General features: G+C 58.5%; 24 protein-coding genes. 15 read left to right on the forward strand and 9 right to left on the reverse strand.

The features are described from left to right. The first annotated feature begins 13 nt into the window (after nt 1–13). Nucleotides 14–2,671: a sensor histidine kinase KdpD gene (locus QN399_RS17660; RefSeq protein WP_330201324.1), complete on the forward strand. Its 2,658-nt coding sequence runs from the start codon at nt 14–16 to the stop codon at nt 2,669–2,671. 49 nt (nt 2,672–2,720) lie between these two features. Then, nucleotides 2,721–3,410: a response regulator gene (locus QN399_RS17665; RefSeq protein ID WP_322179511.1), complete on the forward strand. Its 690-nt coding sequence runs from the start codon at nt 2,721–2,723 to the stop codon at nt 3,408–3,410. A 47-nt stretch (nt 3,411–3,457) separates the two neighbouring features. Here QN399_RS17665 and QN399_RS17670 read toward each other — a convergent pair whose 3' ends face one another. After that, entirely contained in the window at nt 3,458–4,525 is a 1,068-nt protein-coding gene (locus tag QN399_RS17670; RefSeq protein WP_322179510.1) for a patatin-like phospholipase family protein, read from the reverse strand. Nucleotides 4,526–4,676: 151 nt separating this feature from the next. Here QN399_RS17670 and QN399_RS17675 point away from each other — a divergent pair, with 151 nt between their 5' ends. The 6 genes from QN399_RS17675 to QN399_RS17700 all read left to right on the forward strand — a co-directional run bounded on the left by QN399_RS17675 (nt 4,677) and on the right by QN399_RS17700 (nt 10,655). Further along, nucleotides 4,677–4,958 carry a hypothetical protein gene (locus QN399_RS17675; RefSeq protein WP_322179509.1) on the forward strand — a complete coding sequence of 94 codons (282 nt, stop codon included), beginning with the start codon at nt 4,677–4,679 and terminating at the stop codon, nt 4,956–4,958. Between the two features lie 163 nt (nt 4,959–5,121). After that, a complete protein-coding gene (locus tag QN399_RS17680; RefSeq protein WP_322179508.1) occupies nt 5,122–6,039 on the forward strand; it encodes an AAA family ATPase in 918 nt (305 codons plus the stop codon). After that, nucleotides 6,009–6,992 carry a DUF58 domain-containing protein gene (locus QN399_RS17685; RefSeq protein ID WP_322179507.1) on the forward strand — a complete coding sequence of 328 codons (984 nt, stop codon included), beginning with the start codon at nt 6,009–6,011 and terminating at the stop codon, nt 6,990–6,992. The genes QN399_RS17680 and QN399_RS17685 overlap by 31 nt, the downstream gene beginning before the upstream one ends. Then, nucleotides 6,989–8,983: a DUF3488 and transglutaminase-like domain-containing protein gene (locus QN399_RS17690; protein ID WP_330201325.1), complete on the forward strand. Its 1,995-nt coding sequence runs from the start codon at nt 6,989–6,991 to the stop codon at nt 8,981–8,983. The genes QN399_RS17685 and QN399_RS17690 overlap by 4 nt, the downstream gene beginning before the upstream one ends. A gap of 1 nt (nt 8,984) precedes the next feature. Continuing rightward, entirely contained in the window at nt 8,985–9,752 is a 768-nt protein-coding gene (locus tag QN399_RS17695) for a CHAD domain-containing protein (protein ID WP_322215908.1), read from the forward strand. A gap of 105 nt (nt 9,753–9,857) precedes the next feature. Beyond that, nucleotides 9,858–10,655, forward strand: a complete 798-nt coding sequence (locus QN399_RS17700) for a thioesterase family protein (RefSeq protein WP_330201326.1) — start codon at nt 9,858–9,860, stop codon at nt 10,653–10,655. Between the two features lie 20 nt (nt 10,656–10,675). On the opposite strand, the gene QN399_RS17705 is transcribed toward QN399_RS17700, so the two are convergent. The 3 genes from QN399_RS17705 to QN399_RS17715 form a co-directional block, all read right to left on the reverse strand. After that, nucleotides 10,676–11,044, reverse strand: a complete 369-nt coding sequence (locus QN399_RS17705) for an Mpo1-like protein (RefSeq protein WP_322179503.1) — start codon at nt 11,042–11,044, stop codon at nt 10,676–10,678. Nucleotides 11,045–11,150: 106 nt separating this feature from the next. Further along, entirely contained in the window at nt 11,151–12,632 is a 1,482-nt protein-coding gene (locus tag QN399_RS17710) for a methyl-accepting chemotaxis protein (protein WP_330201327.1), read from the reverse strand. Between the two features lie 121 nt (nt 12,633–12,753). After that, on the reverse strand, nt 12,754–13,587 hold the full coding sequence (locus QN399_RS17715) for a TatD family hydrolase (RefSeq protein ID WP_322215912.1): 834 nt from the start codon (nt 13,585–13,587) through the stop codon (nt 12,754–12,756). 191 nt (nt 13,588–13,778) lie between these two features. Between QN399_RS17715 and QN399_RS17720 the strand changes: the two genes are divergently transcribed. The 3 genes from QN399_RS17720 (at nt 13,779) to QN399_RS17730 (ending at nt 16,318) form a co-directional block, all read left to right on the forward strand. After that, nucleotides 13,779–15,215: a transglycosylase SLT domain-containing protein gene (locus tag QN399_RS17720; protein WP_322215914.1), complete on the forward strand. Its 1,437-nt coding sequence runs from the start codon at nt 13,779–13,781 to the stop codon at nt 15,213–15,215. A gap of 102 nt (nt 15,216–15,317) precedes the next feature. Further along, nucleotides 15,318–15,752, forward strand: coding sequence for a DoxX family protein (locus tag QN399_RS17725; protein ID WP_322215916.1), 435 nt, complete (start codon nt 15,318–15,320; stop codon nt 15,750–15,752). A gap of 257 nt (nt 15,753–16,009) precedes the next feature. After that, nucleotides 16,010–16,318 (forward strand): class I SAM-dependent methyltransferase, encoded by a 309-nt coding sequence (locus tag QN399_RS17730; RefSeq protein WP_322179498.1) that lies wholly within the window; start codon nt 16,010–16,012, stop codon nt 16,316–16,318. A 46-nt stretch (nt 16,319–16,364) separates the two neighbouring features. Here the strand turns inward: QN399_RS17730 and greB are convergent, their stop codons facing one another. From greB to QN399_RS17745, 3 genes are read right to left on the reverse strand one after another with little or no spacing between them, the layout of a single operon-like run. Next, nucleotides 16,365–16,862 carry a transcription elongation factor GreB gene (greB, locus tag QN399_RS17735; RefSeq protein WP_322215917.1) on the reverse strand — a complete coding sequence of 166 codons (498 nt, stop codon included), beginning with the start codon at nt 16,860–16,862 and terminating at the stop codon, nt 16,365–16,367. Between the two features lie 36 nt (nt 16,863–16,898). Continuing rightward, nucleotides 16,899–19,421, reverse strand: coding sequence for an ABC transporter permease (locus QN399_RS17740; protein ID WP_323565936.1), 2,523 nt, complete (start codon nt 19,419–19,421; stop codon nt 16,899–16,901). After that, nucleotides 19,421–20,104: an ABC transporter ATP-binding protein gene (locus QN399_RS17745; protein WP_322179495.1), complete on the reverse strand. Its 684-nt coding sequence runs from the start codon at nt 20,102–20,104 to the stop codon at nt 19,421–19,423. Before QN399_RS17745 ends, QN399_RS17740 begins: the two co-directional genes overlap by 1 nt. Before the next feature lie 10 nt (nt 20,105–20,114). Between QN399_RS17745 and QN399_RS17750 the strand changes: the two genes are divergently transcribed. From QN399_RS17750 to QN399_RS17760, 3 genes are all read left to right on the forward strand, one after another. Beyond that, complete coding sequence (locus QN399_RS17750; RefSeq protein ID WP_322179494.1) at nt 20,115–20,720, forward strand: arylesterase; 606 nt, start codon at nt 20,115–20,117, stop codon at nt 20,718–20,720. 55 nt (nt 20,721–20,775) lie between these two features. Beyond that, nucleotides 20,776–21,069 carry a hypothetical protein gene (locus QN399_RS17755; RefSeq protein ID WP_219060268.1) on the forward strand — a complete coding sequence of 98 codons (294 nt, stop codon included), beginning with the start codon at nt 20,776–20,778 and terminating at the stop codon, nt 21,067–21,069. 85 nt (nt 21,070–21,154) lie between these two features. Further along, complete coding sequence (locus tag QN399_RS17760) at nt 21,155–22,117, forward strand: L,D-transpeptidase family protein (protein WP_330201328.1); 963 nt, start codon at nt 21,155–21,157, stop codon at nt 22,115–22,117. A gap of 139 nt (nt 22,118–22,256) precedes the next feature. Here QN399_RS17760 and QN399_RS17765 read toward each other — a convergent pair whose 3' ends face one another. Continuing rightward, a complete protein-coding gene (locus tag QN399_RS17765) occupies nt 22,257–22,508 on the reverse strand; it encodes an Lpp/OprI family alanine-zipper lipoprotein (RefSeq protein WP_219060265.1) in 252 nt (83 codons plus the stop codon). A gap of 622 nt (nt 22,509–23,130) precedes the next feature. On the opposite strand from QN399_RS17765, the gene QN399_RS17770 reads away from it, so the two are divergent. Continuing rightward, on the forward strand, nt 23,131–23,412 hold the full coding sequence (locus QN399_RS17770; protein ID WP_322179492.1) for a GNAT family N-acetyltransferase: 282 nt from the start codon (nt 23,131–23,133) through the stop codon (nt 23,410–23,412). Nucleotides 23,413–23,477: 65 nt separating this feature from the next. Here the strand turns inward: QN399_RS17770 and QN399_RS17775 are convergent, their stop codons facing one another. Further along, nucleotides 23,478–24,554: a 3-deoxy-7-phosphoheptulonate synthase gene (locus tag QN399_RS17775; RefSeq protein ID WP_322182719.1), complete on the reverse strand. Its 1,077-nt coding sequence runs from the start codon at nt 24,552–24,554 to the stop codon at nt 23,478–23,480. Between the last annotated feature and the right edge of the window lie 211 nt (nt 24,555–24,765).

The following is a 24,765-nucleotide window of genomic DNA, read 5'->3' on the forward strand; positions in this document are numbered from 1 at the left end:
TGCGAGAGCAACTATGAGCAACGCTGGTCGAGCCGATGCACTATTAGCCGATCTGCCCCGAGAAGGTCGCGGGCGGCTCAAGGTATTTCTCGGCGCCGCGCCGGGGGTGGGCAAAACTTACGCCATGCTCCAGGCGGCCCATGCGCAGTTGCACCAGGGCGTGCAGGTCGTGGCGGGCGTGGTGGAAACCCATGGCCGGGCCGAAACCGAAGCGTTGCTCAGCGGTTTGCCACAACAACCAATGGTGCGCTCGGAATACCGTGGCGTCACACTGGAAGAAATGGACCTGGATGGCCTGCTCAAGGCCGCACCGACACTGGTGCTGGTCGACGAACTGGCCCATAGCAATGCACCCGGCAGCCGCCACACCAAGCGTTGGCAAGACATTCAGGAATTGCTCGCGGCGGGGATCAATGTCTACACCACCGTTAACGTCCAGCATCTGGAAAGCCTCAATGATCAGGTGCGCGGTATCACCGGGGTGCAGGTCCGCGAAACCTTGCCCGACTGGGTGTTGCAGGAAGCCTATGAGCTGGTGCTGATCGACCTGCCTCCGCGTGAGCTGCTGGAGCGGTTGCGTGACGGCAAGGTTTATGTGCCGGAGCAGGCCAGGGCAGCCATTGATGCGTATTTCACCCAGACCAACCTGACGGCGTTGCGCGAGTTGGCGATGCAGACCGCAGCGGCTCAGGTCGATGATGATCTAGCCTTGGGTTACCGTCAGTTGGGTCAGGCCGCGCCCGCAGTACGCGGTCGATTGCTGGTGGGTATCGACGGTGATGCCCAGGCCGAGCGTCTGGTGCGACATGCCAGTCGGGTGGCGCAACGTCGGCATCTGCCCTGGAGTCTGGTGCATGTCGATAACGGCAAGGTCATCAATGAACAGGCCCGGATGCGCCTGCAAAACGCCCAACAGCTTGCAGAGCGCCTTGGCGGCGAAGTGGTGTTGCTGCGCGCGGGTGAAGTGGCAAAAACCCTGATCCAACATGCAGCCGAGCGGCGCGCAAGCCTGGTGCTGGTGGGTCAATCGCGTCTATGTTTGCGCAGACGGCTGTTTGGCGGTGGTCTGGCGGCACGCTTGCTGCGCGATGCCCATGGCCTTGAAATCAATGTGCTCGACAGTGAAGCTCAGCCAGATCAGCCGCGCTCGCATTCGACCCGCGCAGTCGTCTGGTTCGATTATGGTCTGGCATTGATTGCCACGGTTCTGGCCACTGCCTTGGCTTGGGGAGTGGCAAGTGTGCTGGCGCTGCCGAACATCTCCCTGGTATTCCTCGCGGCGGTGTTGTTGGTGGCGGTGCGTAGCAGTCTCGGTCCGGCGCTGGCCTGTGCGGCGCTGTCGTTTCTGGCCTACGACTTCCTCTTCATCCCTCCTATATTCTCGTTCAGCATCCAGCGTGAAGAAGATGTGCTGACGCTGTTGTTTTTTCTGTTGATGGCAGCCTTGACCGGCAACCTGGCTGCTCGGCAGCGTCGGCAGTTGGAGGCCTTGCGCGACACTCAGGAGGAAACCAGCGAATTGCTCGACTTGTCGCGCAAACTCACGGCCGCCACTGATCGTCAGGCGGTATTGAGTGCTGCCGAGCAACATCTGAATGGCTGGAAAGAGCTACAGGTGTGCCTGCTCAATCGAGACGGGCATAACGGCTGGAAGGTCGAAGTCGGCAGCCCCTTACAGCTTTCTGAAACCGAACGTGCTGCAGCGGACTGGGCGTGGCAACACGATCAGCCCGCGGGGTTGGGTACGGGCACTTTACCGCTGGGTCGTTGGTGGTGGTGGCCGCTGTCGATGGAAGAGGGGCCCTTGGCATTGCTCGGTGTTTGCCCGCGTGAGGGGCAACCATTTACCGACCAGCGTCGGCGCCTGCTGACCGCGCTCAGCCAACCACTGGCGCAGGCGCTGGCTCGGGCGCAACTGGCTGAAGAGCTGGAGGCCGCACGTCTGCACGGTGAAACCGAACAGCTGCGCAGTGCTTTGCTGGCCTCGGTGTCCCACGACCTGCGCACCCCCTTGACCGCCATGCGCGGCGGTATCGACAGTTTGCTGGCATTGGGCGAGGCGATTCCCCTGGAAGACCGCCGCGAGTTGCTTGAAGGCACCCGCGACGAGGCCGAGCGTCTGGATCGTTATATCCAGAACTTGCTGGACATGACGCGCCTGGGCCATGGCGCGTTGAAGCTGGCGCGGGACTGGGTGTCTCCCGGCGACATCGTCGGCAGCGCCCTCAATCGCTTGCGCACGGTGCTGGCGCCCTTGCAGGTCAGCACTCACGTGCCGGCGGATTTGCCGCTGCTTTTCGTGCACGCCGCGCTGATCGAGCAGGCGCTGGTCAACGTGCTGGAAAACGCCGCACGTTTTTCGCCGTCGCAGGGGCGTTTGCGGGTGGAGGCTGGCGCCAGTGACAACGAATTATTTTTCTCCGTGAGCGACGAAGGACCGGGGATTCCCGAAGCCGAACGGGTGAAGATTTTCGACATGTTCTACACCGCAGCGCGGGGTGACCGGGGCGGGCAGGGTACAGGTCTGGGCTTGGCGATCTGCCAAGGTATGGTGGGTGCCCATGGCGGAAGGATTACCGTCGCGGATGGCATCGACGGGCGAGGTACCTGTATCACCTTGCACCTACCCCTGCAGACTCAGCCTGAAGCAGAAATGGAGCACACGCGGTGATGGCGTCTTGGGTTACGCTTGTTGTTTATTGTGAAACGGCAAGGCAACCATGAGCCAGACCTCGACCATCCTGGTGATTGATGATGAGCCGCAGATCCGCAAGTTTCTGCGCATCAGCCTGGCCTCGCAAGGCTACAAAGTGCTTGAAGCCAGTACCGGTACCGAAGGCTTGAGCCAGGCTGCATTGAACAAGCCGGACCTGCTGGTGCTTGACCTCGGTCTGCCGGACATGGACGGCCAGGACGTGCTGCGGGCGTTTCGTGAATGGTCGACAGTGCCGGTACTGGTGCTGTCGGTACGCGCCAGTGAGGGACAGAAAGTCCAGGCGCTGGACAACGGCGCCAACGATTACGTGACTAAACCGTTCGGTATTCAAGAGTTTCTGGCGCGGGTCCGTGCGTTATTGCGTCAGGCGCCCAGCGGTGAGGCACAGGAAGCAGCGCTGATATTCGGGCCACTGACAGTGGATCTGGCCTATCGGCGGGTGTTGCTCGACGGTGTTGAAGTGGGGCTGACACGCAAGGAATACGCGGTGCTGGCGCAACTGGCCCGGTATCCAGGGCGAGTCATCACCCAGCAGCAGTTACTCAAGGATATCTGGGGTCCAACCCATACCGAAGACAGTCACTACCTGCGCATTGTCGTCGGCCATCTGCGCCAGAAACTGGTCGACGACCCGACCGATCCGCGCTTCATCGTGACTGAAGCCGGGGTGGGGTATCGGTTGCGGGAGCGTTAAATCTGCGGTGTCTGCAAGGACGCTTTCGCCAACACGGTCCATTTGATTCAACGATTGCGTTCTTGCTCATACCGATCCAGGGTGTCCCGAGCGATCTCGCGCCCTAACGCGATCAACTCCGGTGCTTTGTAGAACTCGAAGAACCGACACACGCGTTTGGGGACGTTGATCAGGATATCGGGCGGGTAACCGGCGATCTTGTACTGGGCCAGTGAGGTTTGCATGACCTCGAAACTCTGGTTGATCAGATCCAGCAAAGAAGCAGGGCCAACGTTGTCGATGATGAATGAGCCACTGGCGGACTTCGGTGCCGGTCCAGCAGCGGGCTCGGCCTCCGGGGCTGCGGCGGGTTGCTGAGCTTGAGGGTCGGCGGCTTCCAGCCAGGGGTTTGGAAGCGTCGCAGAACTGGATTTGAGGCTGTCCTGTTCGAGTCGCAATACATCAAGGTCCGTCGCCGGTTCGAGCTTGCGCCGGAACGGCAGGTGCGACCCCAACGAGTTGATCAGGTTGTCGAAGCGCTTCTTTACTGCCGGTGCCCGTTCGATCACGGGTAGCTGATAGTGCTTCTGGTTGGTCGAGTTGAGGTTGACCGCAACGATCAGGTCGCAGTGGCTCGAGACCACGGGCACGATGGGCAGCGGATTGAGCAGGCCGCCGTCGACCAGCATCCGATTGCCCTGCATGACTGGTGTGAACAGGCTAGGAATCGCTGCGGAAGCACGCATGGCCTGGTGCAGGCAGCCTTCCTGAAACCAGATTTCCTGCTGATTGGTCAGGTCGGTGGCGACGGCGGTATAAGGAATTCGCAGGTCTTCGATATTGATTTCACCAACGATGTCACGAATCTGGCCGAACACTTTTTCCCCGCGAATCGCCCCCAGGCGGAAGCTGACATCCACCAGGCGCAGTACGTCGAGGTAATCCAGGCTTTCGATCCATTCACGGTATTCCTTGAGTTTGCCGGCGGCGTAGATACCGCCGACCACCGCACCCATGGAGCAACCCGCTATGCAGGCGATGTCGTAACCGCGCCGTTCCAGCTCTTCAATCACCCCGATGTGCGCATAACCGCGTGCGCCACCAGACCCAAGCACCAGTGCTATTCGTTTGTTCATGTGTTTTTTCCTGCTAGCGGTAAGTCCACCATACGCCCGAAGCGATCAGTCTGGAACTGGGTTACCCTTGTCAGCGCTTGGCCTGCGGCACTTTTTACTGTCTGCACCGTCAAAGCCCGCACAATCGATTTTAATTTTTGAGGTAACACCGATGAAAGCCTGGATTTGCATACCATTGATTGCTTTGGTTCTCGCAGGTTGTGCCGGTAATAAAACCGCGTATCGCGACAGCTGCGCGACCCAGATCGACGCCGCCTGGCACGAGCTGGACTTGGCCAAGGCTGAAGGCTTTGCCGGTACCGTCAGCTACTCCAAGGCGCTTTCGCTGTTGACCGGGGCTAAAACTCAGCAGCAATTTGAAGCGTTCGAAGGCTGTGCCACTAAGGCCGAGAAAGCCCGTTTCTACATTCGTGAGTCTCGCGCCGGTCGCTAAACGACCTGCTAACCTGTCTACCAAAGCCATCGAGCGCTATCCGCACTCGGTGGCTTTTGTGTTTAGGGTCTGGTTAAACAGGCTGGGCTGACCGTAAAGTGGCCACACATCTGGCATTGATTGCAGCGTTACCGCCACGACAGTCGTCTGGAGAAGCTTTTCGATGGTCAGAAAACTCGATGCGTGCCTCAACGCCGTGAATGAAGTGGTGTTGGGCAAGGAAGCTCAGGTGCGTTTGGCCCTGACCTGTCTGTTGGGCGGTGGGCATTTGCTCATTGAGGATTTGCCGGGCATGGGCAAGACCACCCTTAGCCAAACCCTGGCCAAGGTTCTGGGGCTGAGCTTCCAGCGGATTCAGTTCACGTCCGACCTGTTGCCCGGTGACATCCTTGGAACGTCGGTCTTTGATCGGGAAACAGGGCAGTTTACCTTCCATCCAGGGCCGATTTTCGCCGAACTGGTGTTGGCAGATGAAATCAATCGGGCCACGCCCAAAAGCCAGAGTGCATTGCTCGAAGCCATGGAGGAGGGGCAGGTGACTATCGAGGGTGCGACGCGGCCGCTGCCCGACCCGTTTATCGTCATTGCCACCCAAAATCCTTTCAGCCAAGGGGGCACTTTCGCCTTGCCTGAGTCGCAACTGGATCGTTTTCTCATGCGTCTGTCTTTGGGGTATCCGGCCAAGGCCGCGGAGAAAGCCTTGTTGCAGGGCGAGCCCCGGCGTGATCTGTTGCCGCGCCTGCAAGCAATTCTCAACCATACTGAGTTGGCGGCCTTGCAAGCCGAAGCCCGGCAAGTGCGCGCCAGTGACGCGCTGGTCGACTATGTGCTGCGTCTGGTAGACGCCACCCGCAGCCAGCCACAGTTCGCTTGGGGCCTGTCGCCCCGGGCGAGTCTGGCGATTCTGGCGGCTGCGCGGGCCTGGGCCTTGTTGACAGGTCGTGACTATGTGATCCCTGAAGATGTTCAGGCGGTGCTGTCTTCAGTGATCAGTCACCGTTTACGCGAACGTTCCGACCCCACCGGGCATGGCGGCGGGGCGTTGGTTCAATGGTTATTGCGCGAGGTGCCGGTGCTTTGATCGAACAGCTCAAACCGTTTTGGCAGCGCTGGCTGGTGCGGCGGATTCCCCCAGCCTCGCGTATTGAACTGAACCACCGCCGAATCTTCATCATGCCCACCCGCGCCGGAGCGATTTTTGCGCTGGTGCTGATCCTGATGCTGTTGGTCGCGATCAACTACCAAAACAGCCTGGCCTACGGTTTGACCTTCCTCCTGCTGTCGGTGGCGGTGCTGGCCATTCTGCACACGTATCGTAACCTCAGCGGCCTGGTCCTCAGTTCAGGTGCCGCCCGCTCAGTGTTTGTTGGCGAGCCTCTCCTGCTGCGACTGCGCCTGGAAAGTGTCGGCCCCCCGCATCAGTCGATTGCCGTGGGTTGGGATGTCAGTCAGTTGCAGGCATTCGATGTACCTGGCGCCGGGCGGGTCGATGTTGAGGTCGGCCTGCCTGCCGTCGCGCGCGGTTGGCTGCGCGCGCCCCGGCTGCGGGTGGAAAGCGGCTTCCCGTTGGGCATTTTTTGCGCCTGGAGCTGGCTGGATCTGCAACAGTCGGTATTGATCTATCCACGGCCCTTGCCCGGCGCCATGCCGTTGCTGGTAGGAGCGCAACCCCATGCCGACGATCTGGGCCAGATAACGCAAGGCCCCGGCGTCGATGATTATCAAGGCTTGAAAACGTATCAACCGGGCGATTCACGGCGGCGCCTGCACTGGAAAGCCTATTCCCGAGGACAAGGCCTGCTGATCAAGGATTTTACTGACGTCAGCGGTCATGACTTGTGTCTGGACTTCATGGCCTTGGGCGGCGATATCGAAGAGCGCTTGTCGCGCCTTTGCTATTGGGTGCTGGAGTTATCCCAGCGCCGTCAACCTTTTGCATTGCGCCTGCCCGGCTTCCTGCTTGCGCCAGGCAGTGGCGATGAGCACCGCGAGGCCTGTCTGCAAGCATTGGCTTTATTTGGTAGCCGTCCATGAGCCGGAACCTGCCGATTCCGCGCTCCAGCCTGATCTGGCTGTTGGTGGCGCAGGCATTGGTAATGGTTCCGTATTTTCCGCACCTGCCGATCTGGATGATTGGTTTGTGGGCTGGTTGCAGCCTTTGGCGGGTGCAGATCTTGCGCATGCGTGCCGAGTACCCAGGCACGCTGGTTAAATGCACGCTGTTGCTGGCGACCGCTGCCGGAGTGTTTTTCTCACGAGGCAGCCTGATCGGCCTGGATGCGGGTGCTGCGTTGCTGATGGCGGCCTTCATTCTAAAACTGCTCGAAATGCGCACTCGTCGCGATGCGCTGGTCCTGATTTTTCTTGGATTTTTTTGCGTGGTGGTGGGCTATCTGTTCGAGGACAGCCTGCTCTGGGCCGTCTTCACATTGCTCACGGTCAGCACGCTACTGGCGGCACTGATTGGTCTGCAACAGGCCGAGTTGGCGAGTAAACCGGTCCGCACCCTGAAACTGGCGCTTAAGCTGTTGCTACAGGCCGTGCCGTTGATGGTGTTGCTGTTCCTGTTCTTCCCCCGCCTGGAACCGCTGTGGTCACTGCCGCAGCCCAGCAACAAAGGCATCACAGGCCTGTCCGACAGCATGGCGCCGGGTGATATCGCACAGCTGAGCAGGTCGGCGGCGTTGGTGTTTCGTGCCAGCTTCGAGGGGCCGATACCGGCGCATAATCAGCTGTACTGGCGCGGCCTGAGTCTGGAGCAGTTCGATGGTCGACGCTGGTCGCAGTCAGGAAGGGCGATGGTCAGTCAGGCGCCAGATTGGCAAAAGCGGGGGGACGAGATCACTTACAGCATCGTCATGGAGCCCAGCGGGCGCCCCTGGTTACTGGCGTTGGACATTGGCGAAACCCGCCTGGCGGACGTACGCCAGATGAACGATTTTCGCTTGCAGCGCCGGCACCCCATTGAGCAGACCTTGCTGTATGGCGTCAGCTCCTGGCCTAACGCGGTTCGCGAAACACAGCTGAGCGAAGGCGCCCGACGCCAAAATCTGCAACTGCCGCCTCGCGGCAATCCGCAGGCCCGGCAATGGGCTGCAGATTTGAGCCGCCGTCATCCGCATGCCGACACGTTGGTCGACGCGATGATGGCGCATTTCAGCGATGAGCCCTATCACTACACCCTGAAGCCGCCGGTGCTGGGTGCCGACAGCATCGATGACTTTCTCTTCAGCAGCCGCAGTGGTTTCTGCGGCCATTACGCGGGTGCAATGACCTTTGTCCTGCGCGCGGCAGGGATTCCGGCACGGGTAGTGGCCGGTTATCAAGGCGGTGAACTTAATCCGGACGGCCAATACCTGAGCGTGCGCCAGTTCGATGCCCACGCCTGGGTTGAATACTGGCAACCGGGAATAGGTTGGCGTAGCGTGGACCCCACTGCCGCCGTCGCCCCGCAACGGATCGAGCAGGGGCTGGAGCAGGCCTTGGCAGCGGATGAGCCGTTTCTCGAAAATTCGCCTTTTTCAACCCTACGTTACCGAAACTTGCCATGGCTCAATTCGCTGCGATTAAGTTGGGATAGTCTCAACTATGGCTGGCAGCGTTGGGTCCTGGGTTATCAGGGTCAGCAGCAAGTACTGGTGCTCAGTCGCTGGTTTTCAGGCTTCGACGGTGCGGCGTTTTTCGGCGGTGTTGCAGCGATCATAGGGCTACTGGCCTTGTGGTTGTTCAAACCCTGGCAGCGCGAAAGCGACCCGCAACTCCGATTGTTCAAGGCATTTGAGCGATTATTGGCGCGACACGGTGTGCATCGTCGGCAAGCAGAGGGTGCACATGATTTTTCCCGGAGGGCGGCCCTGCAGCTTCCGGCGCAAGCTGCGGCTATCCTGGCCTTCGTCATCGAATTCGAAGCCCAGCGTTATGCTGGCAAGACGCCGTCGTTGACACCATTGCGGCGACAATTGAAGCAATTGCGGCGAAGTCTGCCGTGGCGATTTTCAACAATAAAAGTCGAAGAGGAGCAATAGCATGTCTGAACGGGTGGATCGTCTTGTCGCTCAGGTGTTGGCCCTTGAGGTAAAACTCATGGCCTGTCATGCGCGGTTGACCGCCGAGACGGACAGTGAGGCGCTGCATGACCTGCGTATCACCGTACGGCGCTTACGCAGTCTGCTGCGACCATTGCGTGACCTGCCCGGCGTCGAGCAGCTTGAAGCTGCGGCCAAAGAGGTGGGGCAGCTGACCACGCCGCTGCGTGACAAGGAGGTGCTGGCTGCCTGGCTGCATCAACAGGGCATGATTCAGGCGGCGAAACAGCGTAGCGATTCATTGAGCGAAGCCTATGCCGCCGTCGCAACCTCTCCGGCACTGGCTCGACTGTTTAGCGTGCTGGAAGCATTCCCGCGTTTTGTTCGCGCGTCACAGCATCAGAAGTTATTGCGTGGCTTGCACACGCTTATCGAAAAGCGACTGAACAAGCAATGGAAGACGCTCAAGGCTGCGATGAATGATCCTGAACATGATCGCCATCGTCTGCGCCTGCTGATCAAGCGCGTACGCTACGGCGCCGAGGCATACCCGGACTTCAGCCATTCCAGCAAAAAAATCCAGGCCAGCCTGAAGGCTGCGCAAGGTGAATTGGGCACTTGGCACGACCATCTGCAATGGCTGACACGGGCCGAGCAAGAACACGATCTGGCACCGTGTGTGGTGGGGTGGCATTTGGGGATCGTGCGCGCCGAACGCAAAGCCGATGCGGCGCTGGAGCGTTTGGGTAAGGTATGTTTTGGTCGTTAGGTCGAATTCAGGCCGCAGTTTGGCGTAAATGTACCCTGCGCATTGGCACCGCGCTGGTTAAGATCCATGCAGCGTTTTTCTTCCGTTTACAGGCATGAGGTCTGCATGAGTTTTTCTGGCTTGGTTGACGCCGTACGTGATAATCCCTTGTCCGTGGTCATTCCCTCTGAATGGTCGCAAGGTCGCGCCTGTTTTGGCGGGTTGATGGCCGCGTTGCAGTTTGAGGCAATGCGCGCAAAGGTCCCGGCGGATCGGCCGATTCGCTCGTTGGCGATTACATTTGTCGGTCCTGCCGAGCCGGGTGTGCCAATCAGCTTCGACGTGGAAGTGTTGCGTGAAGGCAAGGCGGTCAGCCAAGTGCTGGGGCGTGCCTCTCAAAATGGTCAGGTCATGACCCTGGTTCAAGGCAGCTTCGGCGCGCCCCGTGAATCGACGATTGCAGTCCAGTCTTTGCCCGCACCCACCCTGAAACCGATGGAAGACTGTCAGGAGTTGCCCTTTATTAAGGGGGTAACGCCTGAGTACCTGCGCTTCATGGTCATGCGCTGGGGCCTGGGTGGTTTGCCTTTCAGCAATACACCGTCGATGGAAATCGGCGGGTATGTGCGTATGCGCGGTGAGGTCAAAGAGGAGCGCCTGACTGAAGCGCATCTATTGGCGTTGGTCGACACATGGCCGCCTGCGTTACTGCCGCATTTAAGCAAGCCTGCGCCCGGAAGCTCACTGACCTGGACCATCGAGTTCGTCCAGCCGCTGCCAGTGGTTAGCACGCTGGAGTGGTGTGTGTACCGGGCAGTGATCGAGCATGCCCGCGATGGCTACGGGCATACCGCTTCTGCATTGTGGTCGCCTCAGGGTGAGTTGATCGCGATCAGCCGGCAGACGGTCACTGTGTTTGGCTAGGTTTGTTTTAACCGCTGACATCAATGACGGTGGCGATGACGTTCTTTCCAGGCTCGCCACCAGCCGCCGCTGAGTACGAAGCGTGGAAAAGTCACGAACTGCTCGACTAGCAAACGCTGGAGCGCATCGTTGCGATCAGTGAACGGCTCTGGCGATTGCGCTTCAAGTGAATGGCCGTGGCGCTGAAAACCCAGCGCCGCGATCAGACCGATCACTCCGATGGCAATCGATGAGAAGCTTAGGCCGAGCAGCCCGTCAACGATCAGTAGCGCCGCAACAATGAACAGCGGCACGGCGATCAAATGCAACGCCAGATTGGTCGGGTGCCGATGGTTATCGGCATAACCGCGCCATTGCCACGTGCGGAGATTGGGAAGTCGCTTGCCCATGCTGCAGTCCTCTTCGAAACACTGTTCAGATGGTCGAAGAATAGGCTGCGCCCCGGTTGTCAGCGAATCAAACCTGACTATGAGGCTCATAGCGTGGGCGTGGGCTCTAAAGCTTGAGCTGGCCGATGGCGCGGTTCAGCTCGCCTGCCAGGGTGGCCAACTCGCCGCTAGTTGTGGCTGAGTCGACGGTCTGTTGCACGGTTTGTTCGGTCACATCGCGAATGCTTACCACCGCCCGGTTCATTTCTTCTGCCACTTGGCTTTGCTGCTGGGCTGCCACGGCGATCTGGGTATTGCTTTCGCGCATTTGTGCAACCGCGCCGGTGATAGCTTCTAGCGCTTCCCCGGCTTCCTTCGCCTGTTGCACGCAGTCATCAGCCTTGAACGAGCTTTCTTGCATAAAGTCCACCGCGTCACGGGTGCCAGCCTGTAAGGCGGAGACCATGCTGGTGATTTCATCCGTCGAGGTCTGCACCCGTTTGGCGAGGTTACGGACTTCGTCGGCGACTACCGCAAATCCACGGCCCATCTCGCCGGCACGCGCGGCTTCGATGGCTGCGTTGAGGGCCAGCAGGTTGGTTTGTTCGGCGATGCTGTGGATGACGTTAACCACACCGTTGATTTTCTGACTGTCCTGAGCCAGTTGCTGGATCATCTCTGCGGTCTGCTGCACCCCGTTGGAGAGCCCGGCGATTGACAGCTGTACACGATTGACCACTTCTCTACCGCTGCCAGCCAGTGTATCGGCGGCCTGCGACTGGTCCCGGGTAGCATTGGCGTGTTGAGAGATATGAAACACTGTGGCGGTCATTTCGTTGATCGCTGTTGCAACCTGGTCAGTCTCGCTCTGCTGACCGAGCATGCCGTGGCGTACCTCGCTCATGCCTGCCGCCAGACGTCCCGCACCTATGTCAAGCCGTGCCGCAGTCTGGGCAACGGTATTGACCACGCGTTGGTAGCCGGCTTGCATGGCATTGAATGCCTTGGCCATCTGGCCCACTTCATCTTCGCCGATCAGGGGCACGCGAGCAGACAGATCGCCGCTTTTTTCTACGTGCAGCATCACGTCCTTGAGGGTGTTGAGGTGGCTGAGCAGAAAGCGGATCAGCAACTGCGAGGCACCCAGCATGGCCAGTGTCAGGATGAACACAGCGATGGCGTACTGGGCGAAGCGATCTGCCAGCACTTGCATCAGGCTCGGTGCGAAGGCCAGCACCGCGAGCTTCTGACCATCGGGTCGCGTGACCACCTGAGCACCGATCAGTGGATCGTCGCCTATCAGCGGCTGATGGCTTAACTCGACCCAGCCGTTGGCATTGCTCAACTCAGGCAATGGTTGTCCTTTCACGCTGGGGGCTTGACCCTGGGTATAGACCAGCAGATTGGCGCCGGTGGGCAGTGCTTGAGTGCCAGGCCAGGCACTGAGCAGGTGAGCCTGGGCCTGGGCTGAACCTTGCGCATCATCCACCCGGGCTTGTTGCTCAAGCTGCAAGGCGTACTGCACCAACATCAGCGTGGTGATAAAAGCGACCGCGTTCACGGCCCAGAACTTGTACTTCAAAGAAATGTTGCTAAGCCAGGCGCCCATGAGAGGTCTTCTTTTTGATTCGCGGAAATGAATGTAGGCAAGGTGCCAGCATTGTGCCGCCAATCTTTAGACGATCATTTGATATGGGTCAAGCAAATACTAGGGCTTAGTAGGCCCGGGGCTATCGGTCAGCTTCGACGCTGTCCGGTTCTATCCATGTAGGCAAGGCAAAAAAGGTGCGGGCGCACGCGGTGGTATGGGCGGAAAGGTCTTCCAGGCTTTCGCCCCGATGCAACGCAACTTCACGCAGTACTTCAGGCAAGTAGGCGGGTTCGTTGCGTCCACTTTTCGGTTTGGGTCGCAGGCTGCGCGGGAGCAGGTAAGGGGCATCGCTTTCCAGCATCAACCGGCCACGGGGGATTTCCCGGACCAATGGGTGCAGATGAGTGCCGCGTCGTTCATCGCAAATCCAGCCGGTGATGCCTATGTGCAGGTCCAGGTCCAAATAGCTGAACAGTGCACGTTGCTCACCCGTGAAGCAGTGCACCACGGCAGCAGGCAGGCGGTCGCGATAATCGCGGAGGATCTCCAGCAGGCGCTGGTTGGCATCGCGTTCATGCAGGAATACCGGCAATTGCAGTTCTACGGCCAGGGCCAGATGTTCTTCGAGGACTTTTTCCTGCTGTGGACGCGGCGAGAAATCGCGGTTGAAATCCAGCCCGCATTCGCCGACGGCCCGTACTCGATCTTCTTTGAGCAACTCACGCAACTGGCGCTCGGTATCGGAGGTCCAATCGCTGGCTGCATGGGGATGAATCCCCGCCGTGGAGAACAACCGTTGCGCCGTTTCGTCCAATTGTTGACAGAGCTCAAGGGCCTGTTCGCTGCTCTCGACACTGGTCCCGGTCAACACCAGTTGGCATACGCCGGATTGGTAGGCGCGATCGAGTACGGCCTGCTGTTTATTGGCAAAGCTTGAGTTAGTCAGATTGACGCCGATGTCGATGAGTTGCATGGTACTACCTCAGGCCTAAGGCTGATGAGAATATCAGAGCTTTGCCGATATAAAAAAATCCAGTTAATACAGCTGGTTATAAAAAAATATTGAAGTGTTTTCACCACTGCGGTTCGCCGTCACTCCGCAGATATCACAGGCTTTGGACTTTTTGCGGCTTCTTTTTTGGCACGCATTCCCCTGGAGAACGGATGACGCGACCCTCATTGTTGATCGTGCTTTGTTTGTTGGCGTTGCTGCCATTTCCTGCGGCTGCGCGACTTGCCGGGCCGCCTGTGGTGGTGCACAAAAGCCAGGTACGCGATCTGGCGGCTATTCGTAGCAGTAAAGTGCTGCGGGTGCTGGTCAATCAGAGTCGTAACAGCTCCGGTGAAGTCCAGGGCGAGGCGATTGGGGGCGAATATCACCGGTTGCACGCCTTCGAGCAATACCTCAATGGCCATTCGCGTGACGGGCAACAACTCACGCTGCAAATCATCCCCAAATCCAAGGATCAATTGCTCGCGGCATTGCAACGCGGTGAAGGCGATCTGGTCGCGCCGGGAGAGCTGCTCAATACCAGCGCTGCACGGAATATCGATGCCAGTGACCCGATTGTCAGTCATGTGCCGCTGATCGTGGTCGGTATCAAAGGTGAGCGCGGTTTCAAGCACGTCGAGCAGTTGTCCGGACACACGCTGACACTGCCCACCGGCAGCGCGGCCGACGAGGCGGTCCACCAGCTCAACCAGAAGTTGGCATTGCGCAAATTGCCGCCGGTCAAGATCGAATGGGTTGATCCCAGCCTCGCCGTTGAAGATGTCCTGGAAATGGTCCAGGCCGGAATCTTTCACCTGACGGTTGTCGAACAGCCGATTGCCGAGCGCTGGGCCAAGGTCCTGCCCAAGCTGCGAGTGGATCGGACGTTGGTCTTGAGCACCCGTGGTGACATGAACTGGTACGTGCGCCGCGACGCATCAATGTTGCGTGCAAGTATTGACCGCTTTCTCAAGACCTACCGTGTTCCGGCGGATCAGGATGCGGCGTTTAAGCGGGCCTACCAACGTCTGTATCAGGTGCACAATCCTTTGGCTCGCGACGACCGTCAGCGGTTGGAAAAACTGCGGCCGATCCTGCAGCGCACGGCAGATGAGCAGGGCATGGATTGGCTGAACCTGGCCGCCCTGGCCTTCAAGGAGTCAGCGCTGGACCCCGCAGTGAAAGGGGGTAGCGGCGCAACGGGGTTGCTGCAAATCACCCCGTCGGCCGCGCAGCGAGTGGGCGTCGACAATATTCAAAGCCTGGACAGTAATGTCCAGGCCGGTGCCAAGTACCTGACCATGATCCGGCGCAAATTTTTTTCCAGCTCCCGCGTCAACGAACGTGAGCGTATGGCGTTCGTCCTGGCGGCTTACAACCTAGGGCCGGAGAGAGTGCAGAGCATGCGTACCGAGGCGCGGCGACGTGGGCTGAATCCGAATCAGTGGTTTTTTCAGGTCGAGCGAGTCGCCCTGGAGCAGGCGGGAGTGGGCGTCGTCAGCTATGTTAACAGCGTCAACAAGTATTACCTGGCGTTCGATCGAGAGCGGGAGGCTTTGGAGGCGCAGCCGCAGAAGGGCGAGACGAGAACGTTTACGTCACATAAATGATCTATATTACCGATGTTTATGCCGCTATTTTTAGGGTTTTAACATTGACTGTTTTGATTATTATAGTGGCCAACACACTTCTCCTACAAAGGAATGAACGCGATGAGCACACTGATTAAAACCGTTTTCGCGACCCGTGCCGGTTACGGCTTGACTGTCCTGCGTATTTTTGTGGGCATCATTTTCATCGGCCACGGTGGACAAAAACTCTTCGGTCTGTTTGGCGGTTATGGCTTGGCGGGTACCGCGCAATACATGGAAAGCATTGGTCTGGCGCCAGGTTATCTGATGGCGATGCTGTCCGGCGGTTCCGAATTTTTCGGTGGTCTGGCGCTGGTCATTGGCCTGCTGGCGCGACCCGCTGCGGCTTTGTTGACGGTGCTGCTCGTGGTCGCGATTTTCTCGGTGCACATCGGTAATGGTTTGTTTATGGCCAACAATGGTTATGAGTTCGCTCTGGCACTGCTAGGAGGGGCGGTCGCCGTGTTGATCGAAGGTGCTGGCAAGTTGTCGGTGGACAAGGCCATCGCTGATTGAGCGATCACCGTGACGAACAAGGCTCGCAATGTGCGAGCCTTGTTTTTTTTGCGACCTATGCCGTCTTGACAGTTCACAGGCAGCTTCTCTAGGATGCTGCTCATGCGCCGATTTAAACAGCTACTTGCGGGGCGCCAGGTGAGGTTGAACCCTTACCGACTGAAGTCTTCACAGGCTTCGAAATACCGCTAAAGCGCTGGTTCGGTGTTGCCTCTCACCGCTGCCCAGCGGGATTTTTGAGGCTGAGATAAAACACGATGAGCTGTCCGCGTCCCCTGATACGACTGTCCCCCTTTACGTCCCCCCTGACTCGCCGCAATCCAAGGATTCTGCTGGGAGGTTCGCATCAGCCGACGCTGCTGCGTTATCTCGAAGGCTGGCCAAAACGCAACGGTAAGCCAGCGGCCTTTCTCATCGAGTTCATCGACCATTGTGAATCCCTGTCGCGCTTTGCCAACGACCGGTTTGACCTTGCGGTGGTCCAGTCGCCGAGTGCCGACGAGGCTGAAGACTTCATTAAACATCTGATCCGTGTTGCCCGGCAGGGGCTGATTACTCGCGGTTGAATGTTAGACGCTGCTGTTTGTCTTTTGACTTGAGGCATTCAAGTGATCAGAAGTATTCGATAGCAACAATGTAACTGATCTGCTCACCGACGGGCGTTTGAACTCGAACTTCTGTATCCAGCGCTTTACCAATCAGGGCGCGAGCCAGCGGTGAGTCGATACTGATCAGGTTTTGCTTCAGGTCCAATTCGTCGGGCCCCACAATTCGGTAACGGGCTTCTATGCCCTCTTCGTCTTCGACAGTGACCCATGCGCCAAAATAGACTTTGTTCTGATCGCTGGGGTGTTCGCTGACCACCTTCAAGCTTTCGAGACGCTTGGTCAAAAAACGTACCCGGCTATCGATCTCGCGCAGCATCTTTTTGCCGTAGGTGTATTCGGCATTTTCTGAACGATCACCTTGAGCCGCTGCTTCACTCACGGACTGCGTGACCTGAGGGCGGCGTACGTGCCAGAGTTCGTGCAGTTCGGCGCGCATCCGCGCTTCACCTTCGGGGGTGATCAGCGCGGTGCCAGCGGAGCGAGGAGGGCGGTAACGGCTCATGGTCTGTCGCCTGGCGATTAGGATGCGCCAAGTTTATCAGCCATCACGCAGCACCGTCAGTGGGCTGACATTCAAGGCTCTGCGGGTGCCGAACACTCCGGCGCCGCCGACCAGTAGGGCGCCGATGATGGGTAATAACAGCAGCCAGACGTGGGGGTGCCATTGAAGGTCGAAAGCATAGCGGTACAGCGCAAAGCTCACCAGTTCGCAACCCAATGCAGCCAGCCCACCGCTGGCTGCGCCTAACAGGCCAAACTCGATGCGTCGCGCCTTGACCAGCAGTGCGCGCTCGGCACCGAGTGCGCGCAGCAGGGCGCCTTGGCGGATGCGTTCGTCGAGGGTTGCTTGCAGGCCGGAGAACAAAACCGCAAGCCCCGCCGCCAGCACGAACAGCAGCACGTACTCCACTGCGATCGTCACCTGAGCGAGAATGCTCCGAAGTTGCTCCAGCAGCGCTTCGACTTGAAGGATGGTCACCGCCGGGAAGGCGCGAGACAGCTCGACGATCTGTTGATCGTTCCCGGGTGCCAGGTAGAAGCTGGTCAGGTACGTGGTCGGCAAATCCTTGAGCGTACCGGGTTGGAAGATCATGAAGAAGTTGGGCTGGAAGTTGTCCCAATTCACTTCGCGCAGACTGGTGACCTCAGCTTCTCGGGTAGCCCCGCCGATGATGAAACTCATGCGGTCACCGAGTTTGAGCTTCAGGCTTGCTGCCAGTTTCGACTCTACAGACACCCCGGGAACTTGCTCGGCGGTGGTCGTTGCGCTGCTGTTCGTATTCGGCCACCAGTTTCCTGCGCTCAGGCGATTGCCCTGCGGCAGTTCGGCGGCCCACGTCAGACTGAGGTCTCGTTCAGTCGCGTTTTCGCCACGCGAGTCCTTGCTCACGATGTTGCGGACGGGCTCGCCATTAATGCTGATCAAACGTCCAGGCACGACGGGATAAAGCGGCGCAGCATGGGTGGAGAGGCTAGCCATCCGTTCGGTGAAGGTGTCTTTGTCAGCCGGGAGGATATTGAGCGCAAAATAATTCGGTGCATCTTTGGGTAGCTGATTCTGCCAGGTGTCGAGCAGTTCTCCGCGCAGCAGGGCGATCAGTCCCATGGACAACAGAATCAGTCCGAATGCCAGCGATTGCCCGGCGGCGGCCAAAGGATGGCGCAGCAGTTGGCCCAGACCCAGTCGCCACGGTAGCGACGCACCTGCCAGCAGACGGCGCAGGCTTTGCAGCGCGAGCAGCAGCAAGCCACCCAAAACGACAGCGGCAATGATCCCTCCGCCAAGCAGGGCAAAGGTCAACACCAGGTCGAGACTCAAGCGCCACATGATCAGGCCGAGCGCTAGCAGCGCGGTACCGTAGACCAGCCACGAACTGGGAGGAATGGGTAGCATGTCGCGGCGCAGTACACGCAGGGGTGGCACGCGACCCAGCGCGGCCAGGGGTGGCAACGCAAAGCCGGCGAGGGCGACGAGGCCGGTACCGATGCCCGCGATGGCCGGTAGCAGGCCTCCGGGCGGGACGGCGGCAGGCAGCAAATCGTGCAGCAGGGCGAACAGACCCAATTGTGCGAGCCAGCCCAGCAGCGCGCCGGTGACGCTGGCCAGCAGCCCAAGCATTGCGAGTTGCAGGCTGAATAAAATCAGTGCTTCTCTGCGTGACAGACCCAGGCAGCGCAGCAAGGCGCTGGCATCGAAGCGTCGTGTTGCAAAACGGGCGGCCGACAGGGCCACAGCCACACCGGACAGCAAGACTGCTACCAGGCTGGCCATGTTCAGGTAACGCTCGGCCTTGCCCAGCGCACCACCAATCTGCCGATTGCCGTCGCGAGCGTCCTGTATGCGTTGATTAGCGGCCAATCCCGGGGTGATTGCCTGACGGTAGGTTTCCAGAGACTCATGGTTGCCGCGCCAGAGCTCACGATAGCTGACCCGGCTGCCGGGCTGGACGACGCCTGTCGCGGCAAGGTCCGTCAGATTGATCATCACTCTGGGCGTCAGGCTGTAGAAGTTGCCGGCGCGGTCGGGTTCGTAGGTCAGTACCCGACTCAGTCGAAGGGTTTTCGAGCCGACGTCGATACTGTCGCCAACCTTTAGATTCAGTGCCGCAAACAATCGTGATTCGGCCCAGGCTTCACCCGGATTCGGTCGGCCACCGGATGCCTCTGCTTGATAGGGCGCCTCGGCGCTCTTTAGCTCGCCGCGCAAGGGGTAAGCAGTGTCCACCGCTTTGACGCTCGCGAGTTGAATGCCGCTGTCAGTAGCAATCACGCTGGAGAATTCGACCACCTGTGCGTGGTCCAGCTTTAACTGCTTGCCTGCTTCGATCTGCGTTGGTTGGGCGGGGCTGGTGCCTTCGAGAATCAGGTCCGCGCCGAGAAACTCGGTGGCGCGCAGCAGCATCGCCCCATTGAGGCGAGCGCCGAAGTAGCCGATGGCGGTGCTTGCTGCCACGGCAACCAGCAAGGCAAAAAACAACACCCGCAACTCTCCGGCGCGTGCGTCGCGCAGGAGTTGGCGAGTCGCAAGGCTCAGCAGACGAAGAAGCGGCAAGCGTGCCATCAAGGCTCCAGAGGGGTGACCAATCGGCCACCTTCAAGACGGATCATGCGCTGGCAGCGATGCGCCAGACGTTCGTCATGGGTGACTAGCACGAGTGTCGTGTGACGTTCTCTGTTCAGCTCGAACAGCAAATCGCTGATCCGTTCACCGGTGTTGCTGTCGAGGTTACCTGTTGGTTCATCGGCAAACAGCACGTCGGGATTGGCGGCAAAGGCCCGGGCAATGGCCACCCGTTGTTGCTCGCCACCGGAAAGCTGGCGTGGCGAATGCGTCAGGCGTTGGCCCAGCCCCACGCGTTCGAGCAAAATCCGGGCGCGCTCGCGGGCGTCCTTGCGGCCTTCGAGCTCCATGGGCAGCATGACGTTTTCCAGTGCATTGAGACTGTCGAGCAGTTGAAATGACTGGAAGACGAATCCGACATGCTCCGCACGGATACGCGCACGCTGATCTTCATCGAGATCGCTGAGGTTGCGTCCGGCCAGTGTGACTGCTCCGGCGCTGGGTAAGTCGAGTCCCGCCAGCAGGCCGAGGAGGGTGGATTTGCCCGATCCAGAGGCGCCGACGATGGCCAGACTGTCTCCTTTGTTCAGTTCCAGGGAGAGTTCGTGCAGGATAGTCAGGTCACCTTCGGTGCTGGGGACCACTTTGCTAAGGTTCCGAGCACTGAGAATACTTTCGCTCATGGAGAATCCGATGCGTGCGTGGTTTTTAAGTGCTGGCCTGGTTTTGCTGTTGCTGTCTCAAGGAGCTGCGGCGGGCACAGTGCTGATCGTTGGCGATAGTATCAGCGCTGCTTTCGGCCTGGATACCCGGCTGGGCTGGGTATCATTGCTGGAGCAGCGCCTGCAGAAGGAGGGTTTCACCGATAAGGTGGTCAATGCCTCGGTCAGTGGCGACACCAGTGCTGGAGGCCAGGCGCGGCTGCCAGCGCTGCTTGCAGAGCATAGACCGCAGTTGGTAATCCTGGAGTTGGGCGGTAATGACGGGCTGCGCGGACAGCAACCTGCGCAATTGCAACAAAATCTTGCGTCGATGATTCAGCAGTCGCAGAAGGCAGGGGCCAAGGTGCTGCTTTTGGGGATGCGTATTCCGCCCAATTATGGCGCCCGCTATACCCAGGCTTTCGAGGCGGTTTACAGCAATCTGGCAGAGCAGGAAAAAGTCCCGTTGGTGCCGTTTTTCCTTGAGGGTGTGGGCGGTATTCCCGAGTTGATGCAGGCCGATGGTCTACACCCGGCCGCCGCGGCACAGGGCAAGTTGCTGGAAAACGTCTGGCCGACGCTAAAACCGCTGCTTTGACGCTTTTCTAGCGGCGAACTTTGGGCTAAGGTGGCGCCCCGATTTGGAGCCCCCGATGCCGCGTCCCGCCTGGTCTTTATTTGCCTATCAATTGATCGAGCCTGATGAGCAACTCGACTTGTTCGCGTGCCAGGAAGTGCGGGTGCATCTGGTCGCGCGCCAGCTTGAGTTGGGTGGCTCGATCGACCGCACATTGTGTGGCACGTTGTTGCCAGCACAGCCTCGCTGGTCGGGTGTCAATTCGGCGAAGCTTCGTGATGAGCGTCTGTGTTCGCTGTGTCGGGCGATTCTCGAGGCGCAAAAGCGGGGTACGCGCCCTATTTGGCCAGAGCTTCGATTCAGTCAGTAAATCGTTAGCTGCCTCCCGATTTTATGGTCGGCGGTGTACAATTCCTTCACTTTACTTCCCGTCGCTTATCCCAAGGATTTTCCGGATGTTGTCGCGCATTCCTGCCGTCGCTCGCTGTCTGTCACTTGCTGCGCTCTGTGCGGCGGGCCCCGTCACTGCATTAGAGTTCCCTCTGCCCCCTCCGGGCGAAGATATTGTCGGTCAGGTTCAGACCGTAACCGCAAAATATGAAGATACCTTCGCCGACTTGGGGACCCGCTACGATTTGGGTTATCTGGAGATGATCGCAGCTAACCCTGGTGTCGATCCGTGGTTGCCGGGGGCGGGTACCCAAGTGGTATTACCAACGCGTTTCGTATTGCCGCCTGGTCCGCGTGAAGGCATCGTGATCAATCTGGCTGAGTACCGTCTTTACTATTACCCCAAAGGCTTGAACGTGGTTCACACCTATCCGTTGGGGATTGGTCGTGAAGGGTGGGGTTCACCTCTCGCGTTGACCAAAGTGACAGCAAAGACACCGAATCCGACCTGGACGCCGCCTGCTTCGATCAAGGCCGAGCATGCGGCTGACAATGATCCGCTGCCTAGCGTCGTACCGGCCGGTCCCGACAATCCGTTGGGGCCGTTCAAATTCAGTCTCGGTTTGCCGGGTTACCTGATCCACGGTTCGAACAAGAAATTCGGCATTGGCATGCGTACCAGTCACGGCTGCTTCCGCATGTACAACAACAACGTGCTGGAGATGGCAGGTATGGTGCCGGTCGGTACGCCAGTGCGGATATTGAACGAACCCTACAAATTCGGCATCAGTGGCGGCAAGGTCTATCTGGAAGCGCATACGCCGTTGGACGACAAGGGCAATCCATCGGTCGTCGACAAGCACACTGCAGTGATCAATGCCTTGCTAAAGCGTGAGGATCTGGCCAACAACCTGCGCATGAACTGGGACGTGGTGCGGGATGTGGTGGCTGCAGAGGATGGCATGCCGGTTGAGATCGCAGTGCCGAGCGGGTCGGTGGTGTCGAGCGAGCCGCTCAATATTCAGTAATCGCCTGCAAGCGAACCCGTCTGCCTTGCCTTGAATTCCAAGGCTGGGTAGGCGGGTTTTTTATTGTCTGGGGTAAAACGAAGGCAATAAAAAAGCCGATCCAGAACTGGATCGGCTTCTCAATAATCCCGAAAGATTATTACTTACGGCTTGCTTTATCCAACATACGCAGAGCGCGTTCGTTGGCTTCGTCAGCAGTTTGCTGAGCTTTTTGAGCAGCAGCCAGAGCTTCATCAGCCTTGCGATAGGCTTCATCAGCGCGTGCTTGGGAGCGAGCAGCTGCGTCTTCGGTAGCAGTCAGACGAGCTTCGGTTTCTTTGGAGACGCTGCTGCAACCAGTAGCCAGAATTGCGGCCAGAGCCAAAGCAGAGAATTTCAGAGCGTTGTTCATCGTGTTCACCTTCCAGGACTTTCTAATGAATAGTCATCTCTCGAAAGTGAGAAAATGACCGCGATACATACTACCCATTGTTTGTAGTAAGTAAACTGAGGAAGCGCAAGAAGCGGGCAAATTTCTTGTGTTTTAAACTGTTCCGAACAACTTCTCGGGGGTTTTGTATAAAAAATATCCAATCGCCGGCATCAACTTGGCGGCGCTCGCACTAAATCGGGCAGGGCTCAAGGACGCCCTTGACCGGGTAACGAAGAGAATAGACGATTCGCGGGCTAGTATATGGCACCTCCCCATCGGGCACATGTTCCGTGTTTGTCGTGAGTTTGCTTTTTTGCGCGGGTACAGGGGGGACTTTCTCATCGGAGATTCGTCTCAGTCGGCAGCCCACGGCAATGTTCACGTCAACGGTCAGAGCGACCGTCGGATTTTTCAGCGCCTCCTGTGCAACAGCTTGAGCAAATACCGAAATGACGCCTACTATTTGCAGGTGCTCGTGTGTAGGAGAATGGCAAAGCTGTTCTCGATGTCCAAAACAGGCACAGGGGTGGCGTAGAGGTTCCTTCGCCGGAAAAACATCGGTAAGGTAGGGGTCTAATTTCAAGACCCGCGAGGAGCAGTGATGAGCGAGGCGTTGTCCATCCACCATGACCATGTTGGCCATCAGTTCGAGACCAATGTGGACGGCCATCGTGCCTATCTGACTTATATGGACCTAGGCAAGCAGACCCTGGATATCTATCGGACGTTTGTGCCCAATGCCCTGCGAGGCAGAGGTATCGCTGCTGCATTGACCGAACAGGCGCTCGCGTACGCCGATAGCATGGGCTACACGGTGATTCCGTCTTGCTCTTATGTTGAGCGGTACATGGAGCGTCACCAGCGACATGCGGTAAAAATCTGATCAGGATGCCGCCACGATAATGAAAAACGCCGAGCATTTGCTCGGCGTTTTTGTCTCTGCAGTAATCAGTTGCGTTGGCGCTTGGGCAGCACATTCTTGAGTTTTGCGTGCATGCTGCGCAGGGTTTTCTCAGTGTTTTCCCAGTCGATGCAGGCATCGGTAACGGACACGCCGTATTGCAGCTCTTCAAGGTTTTTAGGGATCGACTGGCTGCCCCAGTTCAAGTTACTTTCAACCATCAGGCCAATGATTGACTGGTTGCCTTCGAGGATTTGGTTAGCAACGTTTTCCATCACCAGCGGTTGCAGGGCCGGGTCCTTGTTGGAGTTGGCGTGGCTGCAGTCGACCATGATGTTAGGGCGAATACCGGCCTTTTTCAGCGCCTGCTCGCATACGGCGACACTGACCGAATCGTAGTTAGGCTTGCCATTGCCGCCGCGCAATACCACATGACCGTAGGCGTTGCCTTTGGTGGTGACAATAGATACCCCGCCTTCCTGGTTGATGCCCAGGAAACGATGGGGGCTGGAGACCGACTGCAAGGCGTTGATGGCAACGGTCAGACCGCCGTCAGTGCCATTCTTGAAGCCAACGGCTGAAGACAGGCCAGAAGCCATCTCGCGGTGTGTTTGTGATTCAGTGGTGCGCGCGCCGATGGCCGACCAACTGATCAAGTCCTGCAAGTACTGTGGTGAGATCGGGTCAAGAGCTTCAGTGGCTGCTGGCAGGCCCATTTCAGCCAGATCAAGCAGCAGCTTGCGGCCAATGTGCAGGCCGTCCTGAATCTTGAACGAGTCATCCATATACGGGTCATTGATCAGGCCTTTCCAGCCCACGGTTGTGCGCGGTTTCTCGAAGTACACGCGCATCACCAGGTACATGCTGTCCGACACTTCAGCGGCAAGGGCCTTGAGGCGATTGGCGTATTCGTGAGCAGCTTTGATGTCATGGATCGAGCACGGCCCGATCACTATGAACAGGCGGTGATCCTTGCCATCGAGGATATTGCGTATCACTTCGCGGCCCTTGGTCACCGTGCGCAGAGCAGCTTCTGTGAGCGGGAGCTCGCGCTTGAGCTGATCCGGCGTGATCAGGGTTTCATTGGAAGCAACGTTGAGGTCGTCAATCGGTAAATCAGCCATCGTGTTACTCGTCAGGTCACGGGTGCTGGCCGCCAACGATCCCCGTGCGGCGGAGCCCAGCACGATTGAGCACAGCGGGGACCGGAACCTTAGCGCGTTATCCGGCTGTTCGACAATGGGCAAACGCGGCTTTAATCCCGGCGGCATGGCCTGATCGCTATCTTTGACGGACAGATGGGGTGTCTATAAAGGCCAGGCCGTACACGATTTA

This window comes from Pseudomonas sp. 10C3 (assembly GCF_036346185.1).
Lineage (GTDB): Bacteria > Pseudomonadota > Gammaproteobacteria > Pseudomonadales > Pseudomonadaceae > Aquipseudomonas.

Bases quoted from the DNA above. Each gene is read 5' to 3' on its own strand.
- QN399_RS17715 (WP_322215912.1), bottom strand. From the start codon at position 13,587: ATGCAACTCATCGACATCGGCGTCAATCTGACTAACTCAAGCTTTGCC.
- QN399_RS17710 (WP_330201327.1), bottom strand. From the start codon at position 12,632: ATGGGCGCCTGGCTTAGCAACATTTCTTTGAAGTACAAGTTCTGGGCC.
- QN399_RS17755 (WP_219060268.1), top strand. From the start codon at position 20,776: ATGCCGCGTCCCGCCTGGTCTTTATTTGCCTATCAATTGATCGAGCCT.
- QN399_RS17695 (WP_322215908.1), top strand. From the start codon at position 8,985: ATGTCTGAACGGGTGGATCGTCTTGTCGCTCAGGTGTTGGCCCTTGAG.
- QN399_RS17700 (WP_330201326.1), top strand. From the start codon at position 9,858: ATGAGTTTTTCTGGCTTGGTTGACGCCGTACGTGATAATCCCTTGTCC.
- QN399_RS17685 (WP_322179507.1), top strand. From the start codon at position 6,009: ATGGTTATTGCGCGAGGTGCCGGTGCTTTGATCGAACAGCTCAAACCG.
- QN399_RS17770 (WP_322179492.1), top strand. From the start codon at position 23,131: ATGAGCGAGGCGTTGTCCATCCACCATGACCATGTTGGCCATCAGTTC.
- QN399_RS17765 (WP_219060265.1), bottom strand. From the start codon at position 22,508: ATGAACAACGCTCTGAAATTCTCTGCTTTGGCTCTGGCCGCAATTCTG.
- QN399_RS17750 (WP_322179494.1), top strand. From the start codon at position 20,115: ATGCGTGCGTGGTTTTTAAGTGCTGGCCTGGTTTTGCTGTTGCTGTCT.
- QN399_RS17725 (WP_322215916.1), top strand. From the start codon at position 15,318: ATGAGCACACTGATTAAAACCGTTTTCGCGACCCGTGCCGGTTACGGC.
- QN399_RS17705 (WP_322179503.1), bottom strand. From the start codon at position 11,044: ATGGGCAAGCGACTTCCCAATCTCCGCACGTGGCAATGGCGCGGTTAT.
- QN399_RS17760 (WP_330201328.1), top strand. From the start codon at position 21,155: ATGTTGTCGCGCATTCCTGCCGTCGCTCGCTGTCTGTCACTTGCTGCG.
- QN399_RS17745 (WP_322179495.1), bottom strand. From the start codon at position 20,104: ATGAGCGAAAGTATTCTCAGTGCTCGGAACCTTAGCAAAGTGGTCCCC.
- QN399_RS17670 (WP_322179510.1), bottom strand. From the start codon at position 4,525: ATGAACAAACGAATAGCACTGGTGCTTGGGTCTGGTGGCGCACGCGGT.
- QN399_RS17730 (WP_322179498.1), top strand. From the start codon at position 16,010: ATGAGCTGTCCGCGTCCCCTGATACGACTGTCCCCCTTTACGTCCCCC.
- QN399_RS17740 (WP_323565936.1), bottom strand. From the start codon at position 19,421: ATGGCACGCTTGCCGCTTCTTCGTCTGCTGAGCCTTGCGACTCGCCAA.
- QN399_RS17680 (WP_322179508.1), top strand. From the start codon at position 5,122: ATGGTCAGAAAACTCGATGCGTGCCTCAACGCCGTGAATGAAGTGGTG.
- QN399_RS17690 (WP_330201325.1), top strand. From the start codon at position 6,989: ATGAGCCGGAACCTGCCGATTCCGCGCTCCAGCCTGATCTGGCTGTTG.
- QN399_RS17775 (WP_322182719.1), bottom strand. From the start codon at position 24,554: ATGGCTGATTTACCGATTGACGACCTCAACGTTGCTTCCAATGAAACC.
- QN399_RS17720 (WP_322215914.1), top strand. From the start codon at position 13,779: ATGACGCGACCCTCATTGTTGATCGTGCTTTGTTTGTTGGCGTTGCTG.
- QN399_RS17660 (WP_330201324.1), top strand. From the start codon at position 14: ATGAGCAACGCTGGTCGAGCCGATGCACTATTAGCCGATCTGCCCCGA.
- QN399_RS17665 (WP_322179511.1), top strand. From the start codon at position 2,721: ATGAGCCAGACCTCGACCATCCTGGTGATTGATGATGAGCCGCAGATC.
- QN399_RS17675 (WP_322179509.1), top strand. From the start codon at position 4,677: ATGAAAGCCTGGATTTGCATACCATTGATTGCTTTGGTTCTCGCAGGT.
- greB (WP_322215917.1), bottom strand. From the start codon at position 16,862: ATGAGCCGTTACCGCCCTCCTCGCTCCGCTGGCACCGCGCTGATCACC.